A 23,849-nucleotide genomic window follows, 5' to 3' on the forward strand; every position below is an offset into this window, starting at 1 on the left:
CGGCGCGTGCGCGCGGGGAGGGGGTGGGGGCGGCCGGTCAGTAGTTGCCCAGGCCGCCGCAGACGTTGAGGGCCTGCGCGGTGACGGAGGCGGCGCCCGGGCCGACCAGGTAGTCGACCATCGCGCCGACTTCCTCCGGCAGCACGTACCGGCCGACGGGGACGCGGGCGCTGACGCGGGCGTGGGCCTCGTCGACGGTGACGTCCCACAGGCCGGCGTACGTCTCACGGACGCGGGCGGCCATCGGCGTCTCGACGAAGCCGGGGCAGACGGCGTTGACCGTGACGCCGGTGCGGGCCAGTTCCAGGCCGAGGGACTTGGAGAAGCCGACGACGCCGTGCTTCGAGGCCGAGTAGGGGGCGCCGTGCAGGACGCCCTGCTTGCCGCCGGTGGAGGCGATGTTGATGATCCGGCCCCAGCCCTGCTCCAGCATGCCGCCGTGGTTGAGGACGTCCTTCGTCATCAGGAACACGCTGTTCAGGTTCGTGTTGATGACGTCGAGCCAGAGCTCGTCGGGGACCTCCCGGGTCACGCCGCCGCCGGAGCGGCCGGCGTTGTTGACGAGGATCCCCACCGGGCCGAAGCGCTCCGTCGCGGCCCGGACGAAGGCGGTGATGTCCTCGCGGGAGGTCACGTCCAGGCTCCGGCCGTCCACGTCCAGGCCCTCGGACCGCAGGTCGGCGACGGTCTGCGCCACACGGTCGGCGGTGCGCGCGCCCAGGAAGACGCGGTGGCCCGCGCGGGCCAGCCGGGTGGCGATCTCCAGGCCGATGCCGCTGGTGGCCCCGGTGACGAGGGCGGTACGCGCGTCGGTGTCGGCGTGGACGGGGACGGTGGGGTTGGCGTTGGCCATGGTTCCTCCGCGAAGGGTCGGCTGGGAGCGTCACGCTCGCAGCGGCCGCTCAAAGCGCCCTTCACGGGCCCTGGAAAACCGCTAGAGCGCGACCGGGGGCGCCCCGGCCATCACGCCCCGCCGCGCGTGCTCCCCGCGACCGACCGGTACACGGCCGCGACCAGCCGGTGCGCCCGGTCGTTCATGCGGCCGATGGTGCGCGATCCGGCGTTCTGGACATACGCGAAGGCCAGTTCGTGGTCGGGGTCGGCGAAGACGAAGGTGCCGTTGGCCCCGTCGAAGCCGAAGGCGCGCGGCCCGAGCCCGGCGGAGGCCGGGAAGACCGGGCTGTCAGGCAGCATGAAGCCGAGGCCCCAGGTACTGGGCAGCAGCACCACCCGGCAGGTGCCGCGGGAGGAGGGACGGGCCACTTCGGCGGTACGTTCGGGGCCGATGAGGCGGATGCCGTCGACCTCGCCGACCAGGGCGGCGAACAGCCGGGACAGCGAGGCTGCGCCGGCCAGGCCCCCGTACGAGGGGTCCTCCACGGCCGGGTCCAGGGCGTCGTGCAGCCGCATGCTGCCGATCATGGCCCGGTGGGTGAGGGATCCGGGGTCCGCGAGGGCTCGGAGCATGTCCAGCTCCGTACCGGGGTCGGCGCCGTCCATCAGGGCTTCGGCCTTGGACTCCAGCATGGTGGCGAGGTGGGCGCCGCTGCCGGCGGGGAGCCCGATGTAGGCGTCGAGGCCGAGGGGCGCCGCGATGTGGCGGGCGAAGTAGCGGCCCGCCGTCAGGCCGGTGCGGCGGCGGACGAGTTCGCTCAGCAGGTGCCCGTAGGTGGTGGCGTGGTAACCGTGCGCGGTGTCCGGCTCCCACTCGGGGCGGGCGGCGGCCAGCGCCTCGGCGACCGGGGTGTGGGCGCGCAGCGCGGACGGGGTGAGGGGGGCGTGGTCGAGGCAGACGATCCCCGAGCGCTGCGTGAGGATCCCTCGCCGAACGCGTCCTCGACCTGCCCTGCCTGGGGGTATTGCTGCACAGTCTTCCGTCCTTCGCACCGGGAGAGCGGCCCTCCTGCCCGACGGCCCGCTGCCGTTTCTCTACGAACCCCTGCTCGGACATCGCTTGAGCGGCGGACGGGGCGGGCAGGGCGGACGGTGGTCCCGGCCGCCCGCCCGCCGCCGGGTCAGCCGGCGGAGGCGAGGACCAGGGGCAGGACCTGGTCGGCGCCCGCCCTGCGCAGCAGCCGTGCGGCGACGGCGAGGGTCCAGCCGGAGTCGGTGTAGTCGTCGACGAGCAGCACGGGGCCGGACGCGGCGGCCAGGGCGCCCGCCAGTTCCTCGGGCACGGTGAACGCCCCGGACAGCGCCCGCAGTCGCTGGGCGGAATTGCTGCGGCGGGCCGCGTGCGCCCCGTCCGGCCCGGTGTGGGCCAGGCTGCCGAGGAAGGGGAGCCGGCCGACCGTGGCGATCCCCCTGGCCAGGGAGCCGACCAGCTGGGGGCGGGTCAGGGACGGTACGGCGACGACCCCGACGGGCCGCGCGGAGGCGTCCGCGACACCCGGGGCCCAACCGCCCGGGGAGCGGGCCCAGTCGGCGAGGACGGCCACCGCGGCGTTCAGCACGTCGTCCGGGACCTGTACGTCGGGTGCGTTCTCCGCGAGCAGGGGGCGCAGCCGGTTGCCCCAGCCGATGTCCGAGAGCCGGCCCAGGGCGCGGCCGGTGGAGCACTGCTCGCCGGCCGGGATCCGCCCCTTCAGGTCGACGCCCAGGGCGGGCATGCCGGTGGGCCACATGCGGCGCGGCTCGACCTCCACTCCCGGCCGGTCCAGCTCCCTGGTGGCTCCCGTCAGCATCTCCGCGGAGACGGCGGCGTCGGCCCAGGGACCGGCGCAGTTGTCGCAGCGGCCGCACGGGGCGGCCCCCTCGTCGTCCAGCTGGCGGCGCAGGAACTCCATCCGGCATCCGGACGTGCTCACGTAGTCCCGCATCGCCTGCTGCTCGGAGGCCCGCTGCCGGGCCACCCAGGCATATCGCTCGGAGTCGTAGGTCCACGGCTGTCCGGTGGCGGCCCAGCCGCCCTTGACCCGCTTGACCGCGCCGTCCACGTCGAGGACCTTCAGCATGGTCTCCAGCCGGGTGCGCCGCAGGTCCACGGCCGCTTCCAGCGCGGGCACGGACAGCGGCCGTCCCGCGTCGGCGAGGGCCGCCAAGGTCTGCCGCACCAGTGCCTCCGGGGGGAAGGCGGTGTCGGCGAAGTAGCGCCAGATGGCCTCGTCCTCCTTGCCGGGCAGCAGCAGCACGTCGGCGTGCTCGACACCGCGGCCGGCCCGGCCGACCTGCTGGTAGTAGGCGATCGGCGAGGACGGCGAGCCGAGGTGGACCACGAAGCCGAGGTCCGGCTTGTCGAAGCCCATGCCCAGCGCGGATGTCGCGACCAGCGCCTTGACCCGGTTCTCCTGCAGGTCGGTCTCCGCCTGCAGCCGGTCGGCGTTCTCCGTGCGGCCCGTGTACGGGGCGACCTTGAAGCCGCGCTGCCGCAGGAAGGCGGTGGCCTCCTCCGCCGCGGCGACGGTGAGGGCGTAGACGATGCCGGAGCCCGGCAGCTCGTCCAGGTGCTCGGCGAGCCAGGCCAGCCGGTGCGCGGCGTCCGGCAGCTGCACCACGCCCAGTCGCAGGCTCTCCCGCTCCAACGGGCCGCGTAGCACCAGGGCCTCACCGGCGCCCGTGCCCAGCTGTTCTGCCACGTCCGCCGTCACCCGCGCGTTGGCGGTCGCGGTGGTGGCCAGCACCGGTACACCGGGGGCGAGTTCGGCCAGCATGGCGCGCAGCCTGCGGTAGTCGGGGCGGAAGTCGTGGCCCCAGTCGGAGATGCAGTGCGCCTCGTCGACCACGAGCAGGCCGGTCGTGGCCGCGAGCCGGGGCAGCACCTGCTCGCGGAAGTCCACGGAGTTGAGGCGTTCGGGGCTGACGAGGAGGACGTCGGTCTCGCCGTGTTCGACCTCCTTGTGGATGGTGTCCCATTCCTCGGGATTGGCGGAGTTGATGGTGCGGGCCCGGATGCCGGCCCGTGCCGCCGACTCGACCTGGTTGCGCATCAGCGCGAGCAGGGGGGAGATGATCACGGTGGGTCCGGCGCCGCGGCGGCGCAGCAGAGCGGTGGCGACGAAGTACACCGCGGACTTCCCCCAGCCGGTGCGCTGCACCACCAGGGCCCGCCGGCGTTCCCGGACCAGGGCCGCCACCGCCTGCCACTGGTCCTCGCGCAGCCGCGCCGACCCCCCGGGGTCGCCCACCAGCTCGGCGAGGATCGTGTCGGCTTCGGTGCGCAGCTCCTGGTTGTCCATGCCCCCATGCAACCCGATGGCTCGGACACTCGGCCACTTCACCCCGCCGACGGTCCCGGACGCGGCCACCCGGCGGGCACGCCTGCCAGTGCCGCGGGGCGGCTGTCAGCCGCACAAGAGGCGTTGCCGCTGGTGCCGGCCGTCCGCGGGCGGGCGGATGCGTCATTCCCGGCGTGGCGGGGCAAGGATATGAACGGCATACCGGCGAATTCCGGTCGGCGACGTCAATTGCTCGTTGCCGCGCGGTCGGAAGCCACGCGAGAATTGGAGCAGCTCCCGCTCGGCTCCCCGGCACCCTCCTGGGCCGCGCTGCGGCGCGCCCCGACTCCACCCGTGCCCGTCCGCGGGCGTGTACCCGAAGGGAGGAACGTGACCTTCGGATTCACGCCGCCTTCGACATCCTCCCTGACGACGGCCACCGGCGGCGCGAGCCGGCACGGCAGACTGCTGGAGCCGTCCGAGTGGATGTCGGCGGGCATTCCGCTGCTGCGCAACCCGCGCGAGGTGGTCAGCGGGCTGCACTCGCGGCACAGCCCCGTGCCCTCGACCGCGGTGGTCGCCGTTCTCGGCCCGGAGGAACAGCTCGTGGCGAGCGCGTCGTTCGTGCAGCGCTCGGCGTCGGCCGACGGCTGGGAGTACCGCAACGCCCTGCTGTCCCGGCTGCGCCGGGTCCTCCCCCACGACCTGCGGCGGCGGACCCCGGTCCGTACGGCCGTGCTGCTCTACTGCCGCGACGGCGACGAGCGGTGGACCCCGGAGGACGGCGCCTGGATGTGGGGGCTGCGCGACGCCTGCACCCTGCACGGGCTGCGCTGCGGCGCGTACATCACCCTGACGCGCGACGGCTGGCAGGTGCTGGGCGAGGGCCGTGGCGGACGCAGGCCCAGCTCGGAGTCGCGGCCGCAGCGGCTCGACGACGCGGTGGCCGAGTTCGCTCCGCTCGCGCTGCACACCGGCGGGGGCGCGGTGGAGGCGCTGCGCCGGACCGCCGCGCGCTGACGCCCGCACCCGGCGGGCGCCGGCACCCGCCTCGGCCGGGGCTTCAGCGGGGCCGGCAAGGTGCCCGCCCCGCCCCTCGCCCGTGCCGGGGTGCAGGGCGTCAGACGCCCGCGCCCAGCACGGAGTTGATCTGCTGCGGGTCGCCGCACACGATCAGCAGCGCACCCGCGCGGGTGAGCGCGACCGGGAGGGAGCCCGCGACGGTGTCGACCGGGCCGCCGTTGGCCGCGAAGACCACGACGGGACGGCCGGCGGCGCGCTGGACCTGCGTCGCGTCCGCGTAGAAGACGTCGTCCCCGGCGTCGTGCAGGGCCCAGTACGCGGCCTCGCCGAAGGACAGTTCGTGGGCGGCCCAGGGGTGCGGGTCGCCGGTGGTCAGTACCAGGATGTCGCCGGGCGCGCGCCCGGTGTCGAGCAGCAGGTCCACGGCCTCTTCGGCCGCGTCCAGCGCCCCCTCGGCGGACGCCGGGATCAGCTGGATCTGCGGGACCGCCGCGGAGACGGACGGTGCGGTGGGGGCTGCGGGCACGGGTCCGGGGGTGGCCTGCGCCGCACGCTGCGCGGGGGGTGCGGGCCGGGCGGGACCGGGGCGTCCGGGCCGCGGGACGGCGGCGGGACGCGGACCAGGTACGGGGCGGGGGGTCTGCGCGGTGCGGCTCGCGGCCGGCGTGACGCGGGGACCCTGGGCACTCTCGTGAATCTGAGGCTCCTCGATGGCGGGGGTGAGAGGCATGAGTTGATATCTATCAAACACCGGTACGAAACGTACCCGTTGGTGGCACATGGGTGCGATCAGAAATCGAAGCCGAGTTGGCCTCCGTTTTCCAGCTCCATCGACTCCTCGCTGCGGCGCACCTTCTTCAGGTGGCGCCACCGGGGCAGCGCGTCGAGGTACGACCACGAGAGCCGGTGGTAGGGGGTGGGCCCCCGCTCCTCCAGGGCCGCGCGGTGGACGGGCGAGGGGTATCCGGCGTTGGCGGCGAAGGCGAAGTCCTCGATCCCGCCGCCCTGTTCGCCGAGTTCGGCCATCATGCGGTCACGGCGGACCTTGGCGATGACCGAGGCGGCGGAGACCGCGATGCAGGACTGGTCGCCCTTGATCACCGTGCGGACCCGCCACGGCGGGCCGAGGTAGTCGTGCTTGCCGTCGAGTATCACCGCGTCGGGGCGCACCGGCAGGGCGCCCAGGGCGCGCTCGGCCGCGAGGCGCAGGGCGGCCGTCATCCCGAGCTCGTCGATCTCCTCGGGGCTGGAGTGCCCCAGCGCGTACGCGGTGACCCAGCCCTCCAGGACGTCGAGCAGGGCGTCGCGCCGCTTGGGAGTGAGCAGTTTGGAGTCCGTGAGCCCGCCGGGCGGCCGGCGCAGGCCCGTGATCGCCGCGCACACGGTGACGGGACCGGCCCAGGCTCCTCGTCCGACTTCGTCGACCCCGGCGATGACCTTGGCTCCGGTGGTGGCGCGGAGGGAGCGCTCGACGGTGTGGGTGGGTGCTTCGTACGGCATGGCGCCAGCAAGGGTACGCCGCCCCGGGCCCACTGCACACCCCCGCCCGGGTCCCGAGGGCCGGGCGGCGGCTCGGAACTGCGCCCCGCCGAGCACGCGGCCGCCCCTCTGCGTCCCACACTCTGAGCGGCGGCACCCTCACCTCGTCGATCGGCGCGGCGATGTCCGCATCCCCTCATTCGCCATCGCACACCCTGGGGCGGTGCAACAACATCGCCGGAACGACATCCACGACAAACGGAGCAGCGGCGTCCGGTCTCACCTCTTCCCGCTCGGTGGACGGCGGCACGTGCTTCCTGATCAGGCGCTGGGCAGGCTCCTGCAGCCCGGGCCGGACGACCCCGTGCCGGCGCTCCGCGGCGAGGTGATCGCATTCGTGAAGCCCGGACCGGAGGGCCTGCACCGCCCGGGAGCGCATGACCTCCCGCGTGCGCACACACAGCAGGCAGAGGCCCTCGCGGTCCGGGCCGGAGTCGGGAATCTCACCGATCCGCGGCAGTCCGGACAGCGGCGCTTCGGCCACGAGCTCCGGCCCGGAGGGCCGGCGCCGCTGGAGCGCGGCCCTGCCCCTCTGCGCGCCGGCGGCGACGCCCTCCACGGTCGGGGCGTTCGGGCCGACGGTGCGCAGCCGTACCAACGCCGGTTCGGGGATCGCCCGTTCGGGCCGCGAGGAGGCGGGGCAGCGGTCCCGGCCCTCCTGGTCCAGGCCGGCACCGAGGTCGCGGCCGCCATCGACCGGACCGGCCGGCCGCCCGCACAGGTGTGGCGCACGCCGTCGGCGCGGGACCCCTCCCCCGCGCCGGTCTGCTCAGTGCTCGACGCGGCTTGCGAAGGCGCCCAGGCGGGAGCAGACCTCGTACGACGCCGTCACCGGCCGCTCGCGCAGGATCTGCCGGGCGCGGTACTCGCCCATGCTCACCGCGTACCAGGGGACGTCGCCGGCCCTGGCCATGTCGGCGCCGATTCCGCGCAGCGCGCAGGAGCGCTGGGGCTCGGGGAGCCGGTCCAGCGCGGGCACGGCGTCCGCGGACATGGACTGGAAGTAGGCGAGGTCGATCTTCTGGGTCGTCCGGTACCGGGCGACGTTCTGCTCGGCGACCATCCCGTCCGGGGACAGCAGTCCGAAGGCCAGGACCGCGGCGGCCGCGCTGCCGGCGACGGCGCGGGGCAGCCAGCGCGCGCCGAACACGCCGGCTGCCATGATCAGTACGATGACCAGCCCCAGCCACAGTTCCATCGCGGCGACCGAGACGCGCAGCCGGGTCAGCCCGTACGCGTCCACGTAGAAGTCCATGCGGCGCAGTGCGGCGGCGACGACGACCAGCGTCATGGCGCACAGCGTGCCGAGGACGATCCGGACGAGGCGCCGGTCGCCGGCCCCGGAGCGCGGGGCCCAGCGCAGGGCGAGCGCGATCACGGCGAGGGTGAGCAGGGTGGCCCAGAGCAGCTGCCAGAAGCCCTGGCGGGCGTACTCGGCGTGGCCGAGGCCGGTGCTCTGCAGGACCTTGTCGTAGCCGCCGAACAGGACGGCCAGCTGGACGGCGTTGAAGCCGGCGAAGAGCAGGTTCAGCACGACGAGCGGAAGGGCCCATTCGACCCGGGAGCGCGGCGCGCCGGGGGCCACCTTGATCCGGTCCCAGCGCAGCGGCCCGGCCGCGGTGCGGGCCGCCGCGATCGCCAGCACCACACCGAGGACGAAGAGCGCGAGGCGCAGGGGTCCGTCCTCGATGGACACGTCGGGCACCAGGCCGCCCAGGAGATCCGCGAACGCCGCGTCCGCGGAGGCGAACAGGGCCCCGAAGAGGAGGAGCAGCACCAGGGCGACGACGGCGGCCTTGGCGACGGGCAGCCAGCGGTCCTTGCCGATGCCGCCGCGCGAGCGCAGCCCCTTCAGCGCCCAGGCGGTGCCGGACACGGCGGAGTCGGCGAAGCCGAGCGGGCTGAGCAGGACCCCGAGCCAGGTGCGGCTGCCGTGCAGGGCGAGCGCGCCCAGCAGTACGGCGGCCAGGATCGCGAGCGTGGAAGGCCACGCGGAGTCGCGCAGGGCGGGTATCACGAGCAGCGCGAGGCAGCCGGCCACCCAGGCCAGCGTCCACGGCCGGGCGGTACGGCCGGCCGCACGGGCGGCGACGTACGCGGCGACGGCGGCGGGCACCACCGCGAGCAGCAGCCCCGGGCCCATGCCGTCGCCCAGGAGGAGCGCGGCGGCGAGGCCGGAGGCCAGGACGGCGACCAGGGTCGCGGTCCGGACGGGACCGGCTTCGGCGGGGCGCACCACCGCGGCCCAGGAGGGCTTCGCCGGCTGCGTCGGCGGCGGGCCCCAGGGGCGCGGTTGCATCGGGTGGTGGTGGGGCTGCCAGCCCGGCCGACCGGTGTGTGCGCCCGACGGGGGCCGGGCCGCCTCGGGCGGCGGGCTGCCGTCGGAAGCCGGAGCCGAGCCCGGAGCCGGAGCGGTGGGCGAACCTCCGGTCGCGGCATCCGCTTCGGCAGCCGCCTCGGGCCGGGCGTCGTCCGCCCCACCGGTGTTCTCTGACATCGGGTCCCCTCCCCTGCCGGCCGCTCCGGAGTACAGGTCGGGGCGGCGATGGGGACAGGGTAGGCAGCCCGCACTCGGTTTTGAACAGGATCAAAAGCGCGCTGTGGCAGGACCGTGACAATCGGCGGGCAGGCCTCACCCTGGCCGGGCGGAGAACGGCGCGGGTCTACGCCGCGGTCGGCGGCAGCCAGGCGGGCAGTGCCTCGGTGCGCGCCAGCCACTGCGCCGGCAGCACGGCGTCCCCGCGCGCGCCCAGCACCCCGCCGACGATCGCGCAGGTCGTGTCGACGTCCCCGCCCACCTGCGCGGTGGTCCAGAACGCCCGCTCGTAGTCGTCCAGGGCCCGCGCCGCCGACCACAGGGCGAACGGCACCGTGTCGTGGGCGCTCGTACGCCGTCCGCAGCCCAGGACGGCCGCGACGGTGGTCGCGTCCCCGTAGTCCAGCATGTCGCGGGCGCGCCGCAGCCCGGCGCCCACCGCACTGCGGGGGACGAGCGCGATCACGCCGTCGAGCAGATCGGCCGCCTTCGGCGGGGCCTGCGTGCCCGCGGCCAGTGCGGCCGCCGCGGCGACCGCCATCGCCCCGCACACGGCCTCACGGTGCTGATGGGTCGTGTAGGCGGAGATCTCCGCCTGGTGCGTGGCCTGTTCCGGGTCGTCGGCGTACCACGCCCCCAGCGGCGCGATCCGCATGGCGGCGCCGTTGCCCCACGAGCCCTGCCCGTTGAACAGTTCGGCGGCCAGCGTGCGCCAGTCCTCACCCTCCCGCACCAGCCGCAGCATCCGGTTCACCGCGGGTCCGTAGCCCCGGTCGAAGTCGTGGTGGTCGGCGAAGGAGCGCGCGAGGGCATCCTGGTCGATCCGCCCGTGCCCGGCCAGCACGGCCACCACCGAGCACGCCATCTCGGTGTCATCGGTCCACTGCCAGGTCTCCGTGCCGGAGGGCAGCTCGCGCCGCTTGAGCAGCGGGTAGTTCACGGGGACGAAGTACTGGGAGCCGAGGGCGTCACCCAGCGCCAGCCCGCGCAGGCTGGCCATGGCGCGTGCGTAGCGCCGTTCGGGAGTGGAGTCAGGCGTCATCGCGGGTCACTCTAGCCGTCCAGGTCGTAAGGCTCCGGTGTGGTCCACCGCTCAAACGGGCGGTCCATCCGGTACCGGCCGTCGGGTCCCAGCAGCAGCATCCGGAAATCGCCGTTCCCCGGGTTGGACAAGGCCTCGAATTCGGCCACCGACCAGTGGAACCAGCGCATGCAGAACAGCCGCATCGTCAGCCCGTGCGTCACCAGCAGCACGTTCTGGGGGTGGTCCGGCGCCTCGAAGCTGCGGTAGAGGCTCTCCAGGAAGGCCCCGACCCGGTCGTAGACGTCGGCACCCGACTCGCCCTGCGCGAAGCGGTAGAAGAAGTGCCCGTAGGCGTCCCGGTAGGCCTTCTGCAGCCGTACGTCCTCCCGGTCCTGCCAGTTCCCCCAGTCCTGTTCGCGCAGCCGCGGCTCCTCGCGCATCCGGACCCGGGTGGGGTCCAGCCCGAGTTCGCGGAAGGTCTGCAGGGTGCGGCGGTAGGGGGAGACGTACGCGCTGATGGTCTCGTTGCCGAAGATCTCTCGCAGCCGGGCCCCGGCCGCCGCGGCCTGCTCGCGACCTTTCCGGGTCAGCCGCAGGGCGTGGTCGGGCTCCCTCTCGTACACCGAGTCGTCGGCGTTCCCCTCCGATTCCCCGTGCCGGACAAGGACGATGCGCCGTGGTCGAACCATCCCACGACCCTATTCGGCCACGGCGGGACCGGCCGACCGGGCACGCCGGTCGGGCCGGCGCTCGTCATACGGTCACACCGTCCAGGACGGTTCGAGGTCGACGACGTCCCCGGTGAGGGCTTCCACGTCCGCCTGGATCTGGGCGCGCAGGGACAGCCGCTCCACGCGCTCCTGCCGGTACTTGCCGTGCTCGGCCGCCGCGTGCCACATGGAGAGCACCAGGAACTCCCGGCCCGGCGCCTCCCCGAAGAGGCCCCTGATCATCCCCGGCGAGCCGGCCATGGCCGGGTTCCACACCTTCTCCTGCATGAGCGCGAAGTGGTCGACGCGGCCCTCCCGGACCCGGGTGTGCGCCACCCGGACCACGTCGGCGTCGGTGAAGCGCGGTTCGAAGCCGGTCTTCACGTCGAAGCGGTGGTCGAAGAGCGTCACCCGCAGGTCGGTGTAGGTGCCGTGCTGGGCGGCGGCCAGCCTGTCGTGCGACCGCGCCATGAAGGAGTCGTAGAAGGCCCGGCTCTCCCAGAACGCGAAGACATGCGCGACTCCCTGCCGGCCTCTGCTCCAGCCGCCGCCCTGCCCCCGGAATCCCGGCTCGCCCGGCAGCCCCGCCCATTTTCGCTGCCCCCGCTCGAACCCGCGTCGGTCCGTCACCGTGCAGCGAATCCACTTGACCAGCACTGCGCCATCGTACGGGCCGGGCGGGGCGCGGGTCAGTCCCCGGCGCCAACATCCCCACCGCTTCCGCCCCGTCCCGATCGGGCGGCCGAAGACCGAACTCCCGGTCGAGTCCGCTGCGGAGTGCGCCGCCGGGACGGCCGAGGGGGCCGGCCACAGGCCGGCCCCCTCGGGAACCACAGGTCGACTCCACGTGCGCCCCGGGTTTCACGGGCGCACCGGGTGTCAGCTGCAACCGCTGGTGGAGCCGCAGCCCTCGCAGATGTAGCAGGAACCGGCACGCTGCATCTTCGTACCGCAGGAGAAGCACAGCGGGGCGTCCGCGGACACACCGAGCTGCATCTCGACCAGTTCGGCGCTGCTGTGCGCCGTCTTGCGCTCCGGGGCCGGGACGGCGGCCGGGGCCTGCTGCGGCGCCGACGGCACCGCGGCGAGCGGGGCCGACTGGGCCAGGGACTCGGTGTCCACCAGCTCCTCCTCGAGCGGCTCGTAGGAACCGGTCTCCAGGTGGCGCTGGCGCTCCTCGGCGGTGTGGATGCCGAGGGCCGAGCGGGTCTCGAAGGGCAGGAAGTCCAGCGCCAGGCGGCGGAAGATGTAGTCGACGATCGACTGTGCCATCCGCACGTCCGGGTCGTCCGTCATGCCGGCCGGTTCGAAGCGCATGTTCGTGAACTTGGAGACGTAGGTCTCCAGCGGCACGCCGTACTGGAGGCCGACCGAGACGGCGATGGAGAAGGCGTCCATCATGCCCGCGAGGGTGGAGCCCTGCTTGGACATCTTCAGGAAGACCTCGCCCAGGCCGTCGTCCGGGTAGGAGTTCGCCGTCATGTAGCCCTCGGCGCCGCCCACCGTGAAGGAGGTGGTGATGCCCGGGCGGCCCTTCGGGAGGCGCTTGCGGACGGGGCGGTACTCGATGACCTTCTCGACGGCGGCCCGGAGGGTCTCCTCCGTCTTGGCGGTGACCTCCTCCTTCTCCTCCTCCTTCTTCTTGGCGGAGAGGGGCTGGCCGACCTTGCAGTTGTCGCGGTAGATCGCGAGCGCCTTGACGCCGAGCTTCCACGCCTCGAAGTAGATCTCCTCGATCTCCTCGACGGTCGCCGACTCCGGCATGTTGACCGTCTTGGAGATCGCACCGGAGATCCACGGCTGGATCGCGGCCATCATGCGCACGTGGCCCATCGGGGAGATGGAGCGCTCGCCCATGGCGCAGTCGAAGACCTCGTAGTGCTCGGTCTTCAGACCGGGGGCGTCGACGACGTTGCCGTGCTCGGCGATGTGGGCGACGATCGCCTCGACCTGCTCCTCCTGGTACCCCAGGCGCCGCAGGGCCTGCGGGACGGTCCCGTTGACGATCTGCATCGAGCCGCCGCCGACGAGCTTCTTGAACTTGACCAGGGCCAGGTCCGGCTCGACGCCCGTGGTGTCGCAGGACATCGCCAGGCCGATGGTGCCGGTCGGCGCGAGGACGGAGGCCTGGGAGTTGCGGAAGCCGTTCTTCTCGCCGAGGCGCAGGACGTCCTGCCAGGCCTCGGTGGCCGCGGCCCAGATCGAGTTGTCCAGGTCGTCGGTGCGCGGCGCGACGGCGTTGGCGTCGGCGTGCTGCTTCATGACGCGCTTGTGCGCCTCGGCGTTGCGGGCGTAGCCGTCGTACGGGCCGACGATGGCGGCGAGCTCGGCGGAGCGCTTGTAGGCGGTACCGGTCATCAGCGAGGTGATCGAGGCGGCGAGGGTGCGGCCGCCGTCCGAGTCGTAGGCGTGGCCGGTCGCCATCAGCAGGGCGCCGAGGTTGGCGTAGCCGATGCCCAGCTGGCGGAAGGCGCGGGTGTTCTCGCCGATCTTCTGCGTGGGGAAGTCCGCGAAGCAGATGGAGATGTCCATCGCGGTGATGACGAGCTCGACGACCTTGGCGAAGCGCTCGGCGTCGAAGGACTGGTCGCCCTTGCCGTCGTCGTTCAGGAACTTCATCAGGTTGAGCGAGGCGAGGTTGCAGGACGTGTTGTCCAGGTGCATGTACTCGCTGCACGGGTTGGACGCGGTGATCCGGCCGGACTCGGGGCAGGTGTGCCAGTTGTTGATCACACCGTCGTACTGGATGCCCGGGTCGGCGCAGGCCCACGCGGCCTCGGCCAGCTTGCGGAAGAGCGCCTTGGCGTCGACCTCCTCGATGACCTCGCCGGTCATCCGGGCGCGCAGGCCGAACTTCGTGCCGTTCTCGACGGCCGTCATGAACTCGTCGTTCACGCGGACGGAGTTGTTGGCGTTCTGGTACTGGACGGACGTGATGTCGTCGCCGCCCAGGTCCATGTCGAAGCCCGCGTCGCGCAGGGCGCGGATCTTCTCCTCCTCCTTCACCTTGGTCTCGATGAAGGCCTCGACGTCCGGGTGGTCCACGTCCAGGACGACCATCTTGGCCGCGCGGCGGGTGGCGCCGCCCGACTTGATCGTTCCCGCGGACGCGTCGGCGCCGCGCATGAAGGAGACGGGGCCGGAGGCGTTGCCGCCGGAGGAGAGGAGCTCCTTGGAGGAGCGGATGCGGGAGAGGTTCAGGCCGGCGCCGGAGCCGCCCTTGAAGATCATGCCCTCTTCCTTGTACCAGTCGAGGATCGACTCCATGGAGTCGTCGACGGACAGGATGAAGCAGGCGGAGACCTGCTGCGGCTGGGGCGTGCCGACGTTGAACCACACCGGGGAGTTGAAGCTGAAGATCTGGTGCAGGAGGGCGTAGGTCAGCTCGTGCTCGAAGATCTCCGCGTCGGCGGGCGAGGAGAAGTAGTCGTAGTCCTCGCCGGCCTTCGTGTAGGTCTTCACGATCCGGTCGATCAGCTGCTTCAGACCGGTCTCGCGCTGCGGGGTGCCGACCGCACCGCGGAAGTACTTGCTGGTGACGATGTTGACCGCGTTCACCGACCAGAAGTCGGGGAACTCGACGCCGCGCTGCTCGAAGTTGACCGAGCCGTCGCGCCAGTTGGTCATGACGACGTCACGGCGCTCCCAGTTCACCTCGTCGTAAGGGTGCACGCCGGGGGTGGTGTGGATGCGCTCGATACGCAGGCCGCCCTTGGCAGCCTTGGTCCCCTTGGCGCGGGAACCACGTGCCGAGCTGCTCGCCGTCTCTGTCATGCCGCTGCCTCCCATATGCGGGCAAAAACGCCCTAAAGTGCCAGCGATATTCCGCGGCACAGTGCTGTGTCTCTGTATCTACGTCTCTTCGCACGGCCGACCGGCCGCGACCCGGTGCGCGGGCACCGGGTCGCGGGCAGCCCGGTCAGTCGGCGGCGGAGGCGGGCACGGGGACCGAACCGGTCCCGCCGTGCCCGCACTCTTGGGGGTGAGGCCGCGGCTCGCGGAGTTCCGCGATGGCGGTCTCGAAGTCTTCGAGGGTGTCGAACGCTTTGTAGACGGACGCGAACCGCAGGTACGCGACCAGGTCGAGCTCCTGCAACGGGCCGAGTATGGCCAGACCCACGTCATGGGTGGTCAGCTCGGCGCTGCCCGTGGCGCGCACCGCCTCCTCGACCCGCTGGCCGAGCTTGGCGAGGGCGTCCTCGGTGACCGGCCGCCCCTGGCACGCCTTGCGCACGCCGGAGATGACCTTGGTACGGCTGAAGGGTTCGGTCACCCCGCTGCGCTTGATCACCATCAGCGAGGCCGTCTCCACCGTCGTGAAACGACGGGAGCAGTCGGGGCACTGACGGCGCCGACGGATCGACGTGCCGTCGTCCGTGGTGCGGCTGTCGACGACGCGGCTGTCGGGGTGCCTGCAGAAGGGGCAGTGCATGGTTCCCTCACCCTCCTTCTCGGCACGACTGAATCACCCCACGGAGGTCCCCCGGCGACGGAGACGGGCTCTGTCGGGGGCTCGTGGAGCAGGCCCCAGCATATGCGATCCCAGGAGCCTCAGCAGACCCGGGGACCACAACTTCTGGGTGGCCGCGCTCATCCAACCACTAGATCTTGGGTTGCGGTGGATTTGGATGGCTCTGCGGGTCGCAGCGTCCGATAGCCGGATACGGGGCCTCGCGATGCCACACTGGACGCAGGGCCGGACGGCGGCGACCCGACCGGGAAGGGTACCGTAAGCAGCGGGAGCCGGACCGAACCCGCGTTCGTCGATCCGATTGCCCATACACCCCGCGATCAGCCCACGCAGGGCGATCTGCGATTTTTCACTCGAACGTGTGTTTGGCGCAACCTTTCGAAAGCTACTACCGTTGTCCAGCTAGGGAGAACATTTCGAGAGGGGCCGACGTGACCACCACCGCAGACAGTGCCACCATCACTGCCCAGAACCGCTCCCAGAGCCGACTTGAGCCGGTGCATGCCATGAACGACGCAAACCTGAACCCGGAGGCGGAGGCCGTGGTCCGCCCCGCCCGCTCGCTGCCAGGTCGACCTCCAGGCATCCGCGCCGACAGCTCCGGGCTCACGGACCGGCAGCGGAGGGTCATCGAGGTCATTCGCGACTCCGTGCAGCGGCGGGGTTACCCGCCGTCCATGCGCGAGATCGGCCAGGCGGTCGGCCTGTCCAGCACGTCCTCGGTCGCCCACCAGCTGATGGCCCTGGAGCGCAAGGGCTTCCTGCGTCGTGACCCGCACCGGCCCCGGGCCTACGAGGTGCGCGGCTCGGACCAGCCCAGCTCGCAGCCCACGGACACCACCGGCAAGCCCGCCGCCTCCTACGTTCCCCTGGTCGGCCGGATCGCGGCCGGCGGCCCGATCCTCGCCGAGGAGTCCGTCGAGGACGTCTTCCCGCTCCCCCGCCAGCTCGTCGGCGACGGGGAGCTGTTCGTCCTCAAGGTCGTCGGCGACTCGATGATCGAGGCCGCCATCTGCGACGGCGACTGGGTCACCGTCCGTCGTCAGCCCGTCGCGGAGAACGGCGACATCGTCGCCGCGATGCTGGAGGGCGAAGCCACCGTCAAGCGCTTCAAGCGCGAGGACGGCCACGTCTGGCTCCTCCCGCACAACGCCGCCTACCAGCCGATTCCCGGCGACGAGGCGACCATCCTCGGCAAGGTCGTAGCGGTCCTGCGCCGCGTCTGACCCCGCCGACTCCCTAGCCAGCCCCCGGGACCCACTGCGCCGGTCCCGGGGGTTGTTGTCTGTCCGGGCACCGGCCGCGTCGCCGGCCGCCGGTGCGGCCGGGCTCTATCTCCCGTCGGCCTGCGCCGTCGCGTCGATCGCGGCGAGGGAGCGGCGGACCTGGTTGCGGTCCGTCGTGTACCAGAAGTCCGGCAGCGTGGCCCGCAGGAAGCTCCCGTACCGGGCGGTGGCCAGGCGGGGGTCCAGGACCGCGACGACGCCCTTGTCCCCCGTGGCCCGTACGAGCCGGCCCGCGCCCTGTGCCATCAGGAGCGCGGCGTGCGTGGCGGCGACGGCCATGAAGCCGTTGCCGCCGTGCTCCTCCACCGACTTCTGGCGGGCGCTCATCAGCGGGTCGTCGGGGCGCGGGAAGGGGATCCGGTCCATGACGACGAGCTGGCAACTGGGACCGGGCACGTCCACGCCCTGCCACAGCGACAGCGTCCCGAACAGGCAGGTCTTCGGGTCGGCGGCGAAGGCCTTGATCAGCTCGCCGAGCGTCTCCTCGCCCTGGAGCAGGATCGGGTTGTCGAGCCGGCCGCGCAGCTCCTCGGCGGCCGCCTTGGCGCCGCGCATGGAGGAGAACAGCCCGAGGGTGCGGCCGCCCGCCGCCTCGATCAGCTCAGCGAGCTCGTCCATCATGTCACCGCGGGTGCCCTCGCGGCCCGGCGTGGCCAGGTGCTTGGCGACGTAGAGGATGCCCTGCTTCGGGTAGTCGAACGGGGAGCCGACGTCCAGGCCCTTCCACACGGGCACGTCGTCGCCCTCGACGCCCTCCGGGGACAGCCCCAGGGACGCGGCGACGCCGTTGAAGTCGCCGCCGATCTTCAGGGTCGCCGAGGTCAGGACCACCGAACGGTCCTCGAAGAGCTTCTCGCGCAGCAGGCCCGAAACCGACAGCGGAGCGACCCGGAGGGTGGCGCCGAAGCGGTCGTGGCGCTCGTACCACACGACGTCGTAGGCGGAGGCGGTCGTGATCCGCTCCGCCACCGCGTGGACGTTCTCCACCGCCGCCAGGGCCTGCTTGCGGACCGCGTCCTCGTCGTGGACCGACTTGTCGCGGGTGGCGCCGATCGCGGAGATCACGTTGCGCGAGGCGTCCCGCAGGGACATCAGGGCGTAGCCGAGGTCCTCGGGGATCTCTTCCAGACGGCCCGGCAGCGCCAGCTCCATGACGCGCTCGAAGGTTTCGGAGGCGGTCTGGAGCGCGTCGGCGACCTTCTCGTCGACCAGCTTGGCGGCGCGCTTCACGGCACGGTTGACCTGGCCGGGGGTGAGCTCGCCGGTGGCGACACCGGTCACCCGGGAGACCAGCTCGTGCGCCTCGTCCACGATCAGCACCTCGTGCTGCGGCAGTACCGGCGCGCCCTCGATGGCGTCGATGGCCAGCAGGGCGTGGTTGGTGACGACCACGTCGGCGAGCTTGGCCCGCTCGCGGGCGGCCTCGGCGAAGCACTCGGCACCGTACGCGCACTTCGTGGCGCCCAGGCACTCGCGGGAGGAGACGGAGATCTGCGACCAGGCCTTGTCCGAGACGCCGGGTGTCAGGTCGTCGCGGTCGCCGGTCTCCGTCTCGTCGGCCCAGTCGCGCAGGCGCAGCAGGTCCTTGCCGAGCTTGCTCGTGGGGCTGGCCGCCTCGAACTGGTCGAAGAGGCCCTCCTCCTCGTCCTGCGGAGCGCCCTCGTGGAGGCGGTGCAGGCACAGGTAGTTCGACCGGCCCTTGAGCATGGCGAACTGCGGCCGGCGGCGCAGCTGCGGGTGCAGGGCGTCCACCGTCCGGGGCAGGTCACGCTCGACGAGCTGCCGCTGGAGGGCGAGGGTGGCGGTGGCCACGACCACGCGCTCGCCGTGGGCGAGGGCCGGCACCAGGTAGCCGAGGGACTTACCGGTGCCGGTGCCCGCCTGGATCAGCCGGTGGGAGTTGTCGTCGATCGCTTCGGCGACGGCTTCGGCCATGGCCACCTGGCCGGGGCGCTCCGTGCCGCCGACGGCGGAGACGGCGGCGTGCAGCAGGTCGGGGAGGGAGGGCTTCGTCATAGCACTGCCAACCCTACGGGGCCCCGCCGACAGTGGGCGCCCGGCCGCGGGTATTCATGGCCGGTGGAGGGGGTTGGGCACGGTGCCGTACTGCACGGCGTGCGGACGGTCCGGGCGGTCGCGGTAGCCGTCCTCGTACAGGCGATTCCTGTTCAGGCACAGCCGGGTGATCCGCTCGCCGAGCAGGTCGAAGAGCTCGTAGCGGTCCTTGAGCTCGGGGAAGCGGGCCTGGTGGCGCAGGATCTCGGCCCGTACGAGGGACCAGAAAGCGCCCTCCGGGACGTCGAGGCGGTCCTCGCACAGGGCCGACAGGTAGCGGAAGACTCCGATGAACAGACCGGAGTGGATGAACTGCGGCAGGAAGTCGGCGGGCTCGGGGAGCAGGACGGCGCGGACCTCGCCGGGCACGGTGGCCAGCTCGGGCAGCGGCTCGTCGCTGATGTTGACGTCGTCGACGAAGTCCTTGACGGCGAGCCGGACGGGCACGTCCTGCTCGTCGAAGATCACGACGGTGTTCTCGCCGTGCGGGGAGAAGACGGTGCCGTAGCGGTACAGGAAGCGGAGCAGCGGGGGCAGGACGGCGGCGAAGAGCCGCTGCAGCCAGACGGTGGGGGTCAGGCCGGAGCGGGCGACGAGCTCCGCGGTGAAGGACCGGCCGCGCTGGTCGGTGTGGAGCAGCGCGGCGAGCGTGCGGGCGCGCTCCCCCGGTGCGAGGAGACCCGTGAGGGGTTCGCGCCAGATCGCGCCGAGGAGCTCCTTGTACTGGTACGGGACCTCGGGCAGCCGGTCGTAGACGGGATGGCGGACGGTGACGGAGGCGACCTCGCCCAGCAGGATGACCCGGCACTCGTCGCGCAGGAAGGGGTCCGCGTCGCGGAGGGAGTGGATCCAGGCGGTGACCGCGGGGGCCGCGAGGGCGAGGTCGGAGGGCAGTCCGCGCCAGACCATGGTGTTGAAGACGGACAGGGGGAGCTTGACGCTGTGCCGGTCGGGTCGGCTGAGGTTGAGGAAGGTGCGGATCGACTGCTGGGGCAGCCGGACGTCCGGATCGGCGGGGAGCGGGACGAGGTGGCCGGAGGCGAGCGCCGGGGCGAAGAGGGGGACGACGACCTCGTCCCACTGCCAGGGGTGCACGGGGAAGTAGAGGTAGCGCAGCGGATCGAGGCCGCGGTCCCGGAGGGCCTGGTCGAAGGCTGCGCGGGTGGCCGGGGCGAGCTCGGCGCAGTAGAGGCGGGCGGGGTCCTCCAGGCCGGCGGTGCCGCGGTAGGCGGCGAGGGAGGTGTGGGCGGCGAGCCAGGGCAGGCGCTGGCGGTTGCGGGCCTCGGGCGCCCAGGAGGCGGTGTCGGAGGAGGACAGTCCGATGCGCCCCTTGTTGAGGACGAGCCACGGGTGCCCGGTCTGGTGGCCCTCCAGGGCGGCGTAGTCGAGGTCGGCGAGGACGTCGACGGTGAGGGCGGTGTGGTCGAGCCGTGCGTCGGCGGCGAGGGTGGCGCTGAGCTCGCGGACGAGGTGGCCCAGCGTGGCGCCGTCGAGGCCGAGGAGGGTGCGGGCGCGCACGAGGAAGGCGTACGGGTCACCGAAGGACGCCGGCGCGGGCGGAGCGGGCGGGGGCGGGGTGAGGGTGATGGTGTCCGGTGCGACGTGCCAGCTGCCGTACGAGCGGCGGCGGGCCCGGAAGCCGAGGCTGCTGCCGTCGTCGAGGGCCAGGGTCCAGGCGTCGCCGGTGGCGGCCGGGGCGAGGACGGGGACCGGAACGGGTCGGATGATCTCCTCGTAGGCGAATTCGGCGAGCATCTTGGCGAGGAGCTTGCGTGCGGCGAAGTCCCAGACCGGGGCGTTGAGTTCGGGCGGAGTGCTGGGGTGCTGGGGCGACGGGGGCAGGACCGGCTCCGTCGGATCGGGGGATGCGGGGCAGTTCGGCACGGGACTCCTCGAAGATCGGGAACTTTGCTGCGCGGCGCAGAGTTTTCGAAGGGAGAGGTGCGAGCGACGACGGCGGTCGGGGCGTGCGGGGCGGCGATCAGAGGAGATTGCGCAGCGCCCGCTCCCGGACCATCAGGGCGGCGCGCTTGTCGGGAAGGTCGATTTCCGCATGGCAGCGGAAGCCTGAGTTGAGGAAGGCCGATACGGAGGGGGTGTTGCGGATGTCCGGTTCCGCGACGACGCGTGTGCAGCGGGGGCGGTTGCCGAGGACCAGGTCGGTGACGGCGCGGAGCAGGGCCGTGCCCAGCCCGCGGCCGCGGTTCGTGCCGTCTCCGATGAGCAGGTGGATACCCATGTCGTGGGGGCGCGCCGGGTAGTGCCGGGAGAGCGGGTCGAGGTCGGCCCGGTAGACCTCCCAGTAGCTCATCGGCGTGCCGTCGAGGAGGCCGAGGCAGGGGATGCTCCGGCTGTCGCCGTCGAGCTGGGACCGCAGGTGGGCCGCGGTGACGGTGGCGGGGCCGGCGAGCTCCCAATAGGCGTCCACCTCGGGGTCGTTCATCCACGTGGTGAGGAGGTCCAGGTCTCGGCCCGGCCGTACGGGTTCGAGGCGGAAGGCTCCGGCCCGGGTGGTGACGCTGCCCCAGGTGGCCGGTGAGTCGAGCAGGTCGGCCTCGGCGAGCAGGGGCAGCAGGTCGGCGTTGAGGCGTCGTGCGGTGGGGTGCCGGCCGGCGCCGAGGGCTTCGGGGGCGTCGCAGCCGGGTCCGGCGACGTAGGCGGCGGTGTCCGTGAGGCGCATCGGGGGCTCTTCTCCGCGTCGGGCGCCGACGCGTCAATCGTGAAGGGGGTTGGTGATGGTGACGTAGACGGACTGGGTGTCGACGGGGCCGACCAGCTCGTCGAGGCCGCCCAGGCGGGTGAGCAGGTTCGCCTTGCAGCGCAGCGTGGGCGAGTCGAGCAGCCGGGTGGGGAGCGGGCCCAGGCCCGCGGCCTTGGCGAGGAAGCGGCGGAACGCGGCGAGGAGGACGCGTTCGTCGGCGAGGCGCTGGGAGCCGAAGGCACCGATCAGGCCGAGCACGTTGTTGATGCCGAGGTAGTAGGTGAAGCGTTCGTCGGTGACGGAGTCGGCGACGAAGGTGTCGCTGCGGACGCCGATGCCGGGAAGCCGTTGTTCCAGTTCCGCGCGGCGGGATGCACGGAAGTAATAGCCCTGGTTGTCGCGGTAGCGGCCGCCGGCCGGCCAGCCGGCCGGGTCGAGGAGGACCAGCGTGTTCTGCTGGTGCGCTTCGAGGGCGATACCGGCGAGGGCGTCGAAGGCGAGGACCGGCAGGACGACGTGGTCGAGGTAGCGCAGGAACCACTCGGCGGCGACGGCGGAGGTGGAGTGTCCGGTGGCGGAGGCGAGACCGGTGACGATCTCGGCGAGCCGGGAGGTCATCGTGGTCCGGCCGGGCCACGGCCGCAGGGAGGTGAGCGCGGCGACGCAGACGGCGTCGTCGCCCGAGCGGAAGGGGTTGTGACGGAGCAGGGCGTCCAGCCCGGGGACCGGGGTGCCGTCGGGTGCGTCCACGGCCACCCAGGCCGGGTCGCGGACGATGTCGAAGCGGGGGTGGGCGGCCTGCCACTGCTCGGCCAGTCCGGTGCGGAGCAGCCGGTGCACCTCCACGCCTCGGTGGAGTTCCTTGCGGAGGTTCTCGCGGCGGGAGTTGGTGATGCGCAGGCCCAGGGACAGCTTGAGCATGGCGGGGGCGCCAGGACGGTGGACGGTGCGCACGGAGGAGGTCGGGTACCAGGCCTCACCGTGGGGGCCGAGGTCGTGCAGGAGTCCGGCGTCGCGCAGGGCGCCGACGGCGGGGCGTTGGAGGAGTTCGCGGGCCTGCCAGGGGTGCAGGGGAAGGGGGGTGGTGCCGTCGGGCAGCGGCAGGCCGGGGGCGAGCCGGCCGAGGAGTTGGGGCGCGGAGACGGGGCGGCCGCGCTCGGTCCAGGCGGATTCGGTGGCGAGCGCGCCGTGGTCGACGGCGAACCAGTGCAGGGGGAAGGAGCCGTGGAGTTCGGGTGAGTATCGACGGGCCTCGGCCTCGGAGAGTCCTTCGCGGCTCTTCGGGTCCGGTTGGAGGGGGTGACCGAGAAGCAGCGACTGTTCGGCGGTGAGGAAGTGGTCTCCGCGGGCGGGGGGTGGGGCGGTGGGGCGTGCTCGCCGGTCGGCGATGAACTCGGTGGTGCGGCGCACGGAGTCGGCGACCCGGCCGACGAGGTCGGCGCCGCCGCGGCCGTCGCCGGCGCCCTCGCGGGCGATGAGTGCGGCGAGGGTGACGGCGTCCAGGAACGGTGCGGTGGGGGTGGTGCCTTCGAGGCGGGCAGGGCCGAAGCGGTGCCAGCCGGTGTGGGACCAGTGGCGGACACCGACCAGAACGGCGGTGCCGGATGCGGGGAGGGGGATCCGCAGCGGACTTCCGCCGGGACCGTCGGGGCGGCGGATTGCGGATTCGCGGACCCAGCAGCGGAGCAGGTTCTCCACGGCCGCGGCCTCGGCGGCGCGGGCGGGGTCCGGGTGGTCCAGCGGGTCGGGTCCGGCGGCCGCCTCCGGTCGGACGAAGCCCGGACGGCGCAAGCGGGCTCCGGGCGTGCCGTCCTTCTGGCGCGGCACGGTCGCGGTGGCCCCGGCGTCGCCCGCGGTCGGCCGCGGGGACGGCGCACCGGAGGCTGCTTCCGGTGAGGGCGGCTGCTCGGCCCCGGCGGCAGGGGCGTCCGCGGGGGTCCCGGGGGTCCGGTGGCCGGGGACCGGTTCGACGGAGGATCCGTGCTGGTAGGACGGTCGGATTCCCGGGTCAGCGGCCTCCACGTCGTGCGCGCTACGGGGCGTGGCGGCGGGCGGCGCCGGTGCGCCGGTGTCTGGGCCGGGCGCGGAGGGCAGCGGCTGCGGGGCGGGGTCCCGTACGGGCTCGGCGGCCGGTGCGGGCTGCCCCGGGGTGGCGGCTCCCGCCTCGGGGCGCGGAGCCGCCGCACCGGCTGGGTCGCCCGGGGCAGTGGCGGGCAGGGCGGTGCTGGACAGGGCGGTGGCGGAAGCCGCGGTGCCAGTCAGGGGGACGGGCCGGATCGGCGTACTCGGGACGGGAGGAGTGACCGGCGCGAGGGGGGCGCTGGCCGGGGTGGGAGGAGATGTGTATAAG

18 protein-coding genes are annotated in these 23,849 nt (G+C 73.0%); 2 read left to right on the plus strand and 16 right to left on the minus strand.

Annotation, left to right across the window (positions count from 1 at the left end; translation table 11 throughout):
• Nucleotides 1-37: 37 nt before the first annotated feature.
• The 3 genes from IF89_RS0114180 to IF89_RS0114190 all read right to left on the minus strand — a co-directional run bounded on the left by IF89_RS0114180 (nucleotide 38) and on the right by IF89_RS0114190 (nucleotide 4,175).
• Nucleotides 38-853 carry an SDR family NAD(P)-dependent oxidoreductase gene (locus IF89_RS0114180; RefSeq protein WP_030766493.1) on the minus strand — a complete coding sequence of 272 codons (816 nt, stop codon included), beginning with the start codon at nucleotides 851-853 and terminating at the stop codon, nucleotides 38-40.
• 110 nt (nucleotides 854-963) lie between these two features.
• The gene (locus IF89_RS0114185) at nucleotides 964-1,887 is read right to left on the minus strand and encodes a serine hydrolase domain-containing protein (RefSeq protein ID WP_051807061.1); all 924 of its coding nucleotides are present in this window, start codon (nucleotides 1,885-1,887) and stop codon (nucleotides 964-966) included.
• 128 nt (nucleotides 1,888-2,015) lie between these two features.
• On the minus strand, nucleotides 2,016-4,175 hold the full coding sequence (locus tag IF89_RS0114190; protein WP_030766500.1) for a RecQ family ATP-dependent DNA helicase: 2,160 nt from the start codon (nucleotides 4,173-4,175) through the stop codon (nucleotides 2,016-2,018).
• Between the two features lie 369 nt (nucleotides 4,176-4,544).
• On the opposite strand from IF89_RS0114190, the gene IF89_RS0114195 reads away from it, so the two are divergent.
• On the plus strand, nucleotides 4,545-5,174 hold the full coding sequence (locus IF89_RS0114195; protein WP_030766504.1) for a hypothetical protein: 630 nt from the start codon (nucleotides 4,545-4,547) through the stop codon (nucleotides 5,172-5,174).
• Nucleotides 5,175-5,274: 100 nt separating this feature from the next.
• Here the strand turns inward: IF89_RS0114195 and IF89_RS0114200 are convergent, their stop codons facing one another.
• The 9 genes from IF89_RS0114200 to nrdR all read right to left on the minus strand — a co-directional run bounded on the left by IF89_RS0114200 (nucleotide 5,275) and on the right by nrdR (nucleotide 15,418).
• Nucleotides 5,275-5,907 carry a hypothetical protein gene (locus IF89_RS0114200; RefSeq protein WP_078628294.1) on the minus strand — a complete coding sequence of 211 codons (633 nt, stop codon included), beginning with the start codon at nucleotides 5,905-5,907 and terminating at the stop codon, nucleotides 5,275-5,277.
• A gap of 59 nt (nucleotides 5,908-5,966) precedes the next feature.
• Complete coding sequence (locus tag IF89_RS0114205; protein WP_030766510.1) at nucleotides 5,967-6,677, minus strand: ribonuclease HII; 711 nt, start codon at nucleotides 6,675-6,677, stop codon at nucleotides 5,967-5,969.
• Between the two features lie 175 nt (nucleotides 6,678-6,852).
• Complete coding sequence (locus tag IF89_RS47630; protein WP_234327758.1) at nucleotides 6,853-7,200, minus strand: TetR/AcrR family transcriptional regulator C-terminal ligand-binding domain-containing protein; 348 nt, start codon at nucleotides 7,198-7,200, stop codon at nucleotides 6,853-6,855.
• Nucleotides 7,201-7,485: 285 nt separating this feature from the next.
• Nucleotides 7,486-9,213 carry a DUF4173 domain-containing protein gene (locus tag IF89_RS0114215; RefSeq protein ID WP_051807062.1) on the minus strand — a complete coding sequence of 576 codons (1,728 nt, stop codon included), beginning with the start codon at nucleotides 9,211-9,213 and terminating at the stop codon, nucleotides 7,486-7,488.
• 166 nt (nucleotides 9,214-9,379) lie between these two features.
• Nucleotides 9,380-10,294: an ADP-ribosylglycohydrolase family protein gene (locus IF89_RS0114220; protein WP_030766515.1), complete on the minus strand. Its 915-nt coding sequence runs from the start codon at nucleotides 10,292-10,294 to the stop codon at nucleotides 9,380-9,382.
• Nucleotides 10,295-10,305: 11 nt separating this feature from the next.
• Nucleotides 10,306-10,965 (minus strand): histidine phosphatase family protein, encoded by a 660-nt coding sequence (locus IF89_RS0114225; protein ID WP_030766518.1) that lies wholly within the window; start codon nucleotides 10,963-10,965, stop codon nucleotides 10,306-10,308.
• Between the two features lie 72 nt (nucleotides 10,966-11,037).
• Entirely contained in the window at nucleotides 11,038-11,643 is a 606-nt protein-coding gene (locus tag IF89_RS0114230) for a YdbC family protein (protein WP_030766521.1), read from the minus strand.
• Nucleotides 11,644-11,865: 222 nt separating this feature from the next.
• Entirely contained in the window at nucleotides 11,866-14,760 is a 2,895-nt protein-coding gene (locus IF89_RS0114235) for a vitamin B12-dependent ribonucleotide reductase (RefSeq protein ID WP_030766524.1), read from the minus strand.
• Between the two features lie 145 nt (nucleotides 14,761-14,905).
• A complete protein-coding gene (gene nrdR / locus IF89_RS0114240) occupies nucleotides 14,906-15,418 on the minus strand; it encodes a transcriptional regulator NrdR (protein WP_030766528.1) in 513 nt (170 codons plus the stop codon).
• Nucleotides 15,419-15,888: 470 nt separating this feature from the next.
• Between nrdR and lexA the strand changes: the two genes are divergently transcribed.
• Complete coding sequence (gene lexA / locus IF89_RS0114245) at nucleotides 15,889-16,683, plus strand: transcriptional repressor LexA (RefSeq protein ID WP_030766531.1); 795 nt, start codon at nucleotides 15,889-15,891, stop codon at nucleotides 16,681-16,683.
• A gap of 105 nt (nucleotides 16,684-16,788) precedes the next feature.
• Here the strand turns inward: lexA and IF89_RS0114250 are convergent, their stop codons facing one another.
• The 4 genes from IF89_RS0114250 to IF89_RS0114265 all read right to left on the minus strand — a co-directional run bounded on the left by IF89_RS0114250 (nucleotide 16,789) and on the right by IF89_RS0114265 (nucleotide 23,593).
• On the minus strand, nucleotides 16,789-18,759 hold the full coding sequence (locus IF89_RS0114250; protein ID WP_030766535.1) for an ATP-dependent DNA helicase: 1,971 nt from the start codon (nucleotides 18,757-18,759) through the stop codon (nucleotides 16,789-16,791).
• A 54-nt stretch (nucleotides 18,760-18,813) separates the two neighbouring features.
• The gene (locus IF89_RS0114255; RefSeq protein ID WP_030766538.1) at nucleotides 18,814-20,682 is read right to left on the minus strand and encodes an IucA/IucC family protein; all 1,869 of its coding nucleotides are present in this window, start codon (nucleotides 20,680-20,682) and stop codon (nucleotides 18,814-18,816) included.
• A 97-nt stretch (nucleotides 20,683-20,779) separates the two neighbouring features.
• Nucleotides 20,780-21,478, minus strand: a complete 699-nt coding sequence (locus IF89_RS0114260; RefSeq protein WP_030766541.1) for a GNAT family N-acetyltransferase — start codon at nucleotides 21,476-21,478, stop codon at nucleotides 20,780-20,782.
• Between the two features lie 33 nt (nucleotides 21,479-21,511).
• Nucleotides 21,512-23,593, minus strand: a complete 2,082-nt coding sequence (locus IF89_RS0114265; RefSeq protein WP_420706913.1) for an IucA/IucC family protein — start codon at nucleotides 23,591-23,593, stop codon at nucleotides 21,512-21,514.
• Nucleotides 23,594-23,849 lie beyond the last annotated feature (256 nt).

The sequence above is a fragment of the Streptomyces sp. NRRL F-2664 genome (genome assembly GCF_000719345.1).
Lineage (GTDB): Bacteria > Actinomycetota > Actinomycetes > Streptomycetales > Streptomycetaceae > Streptomyces.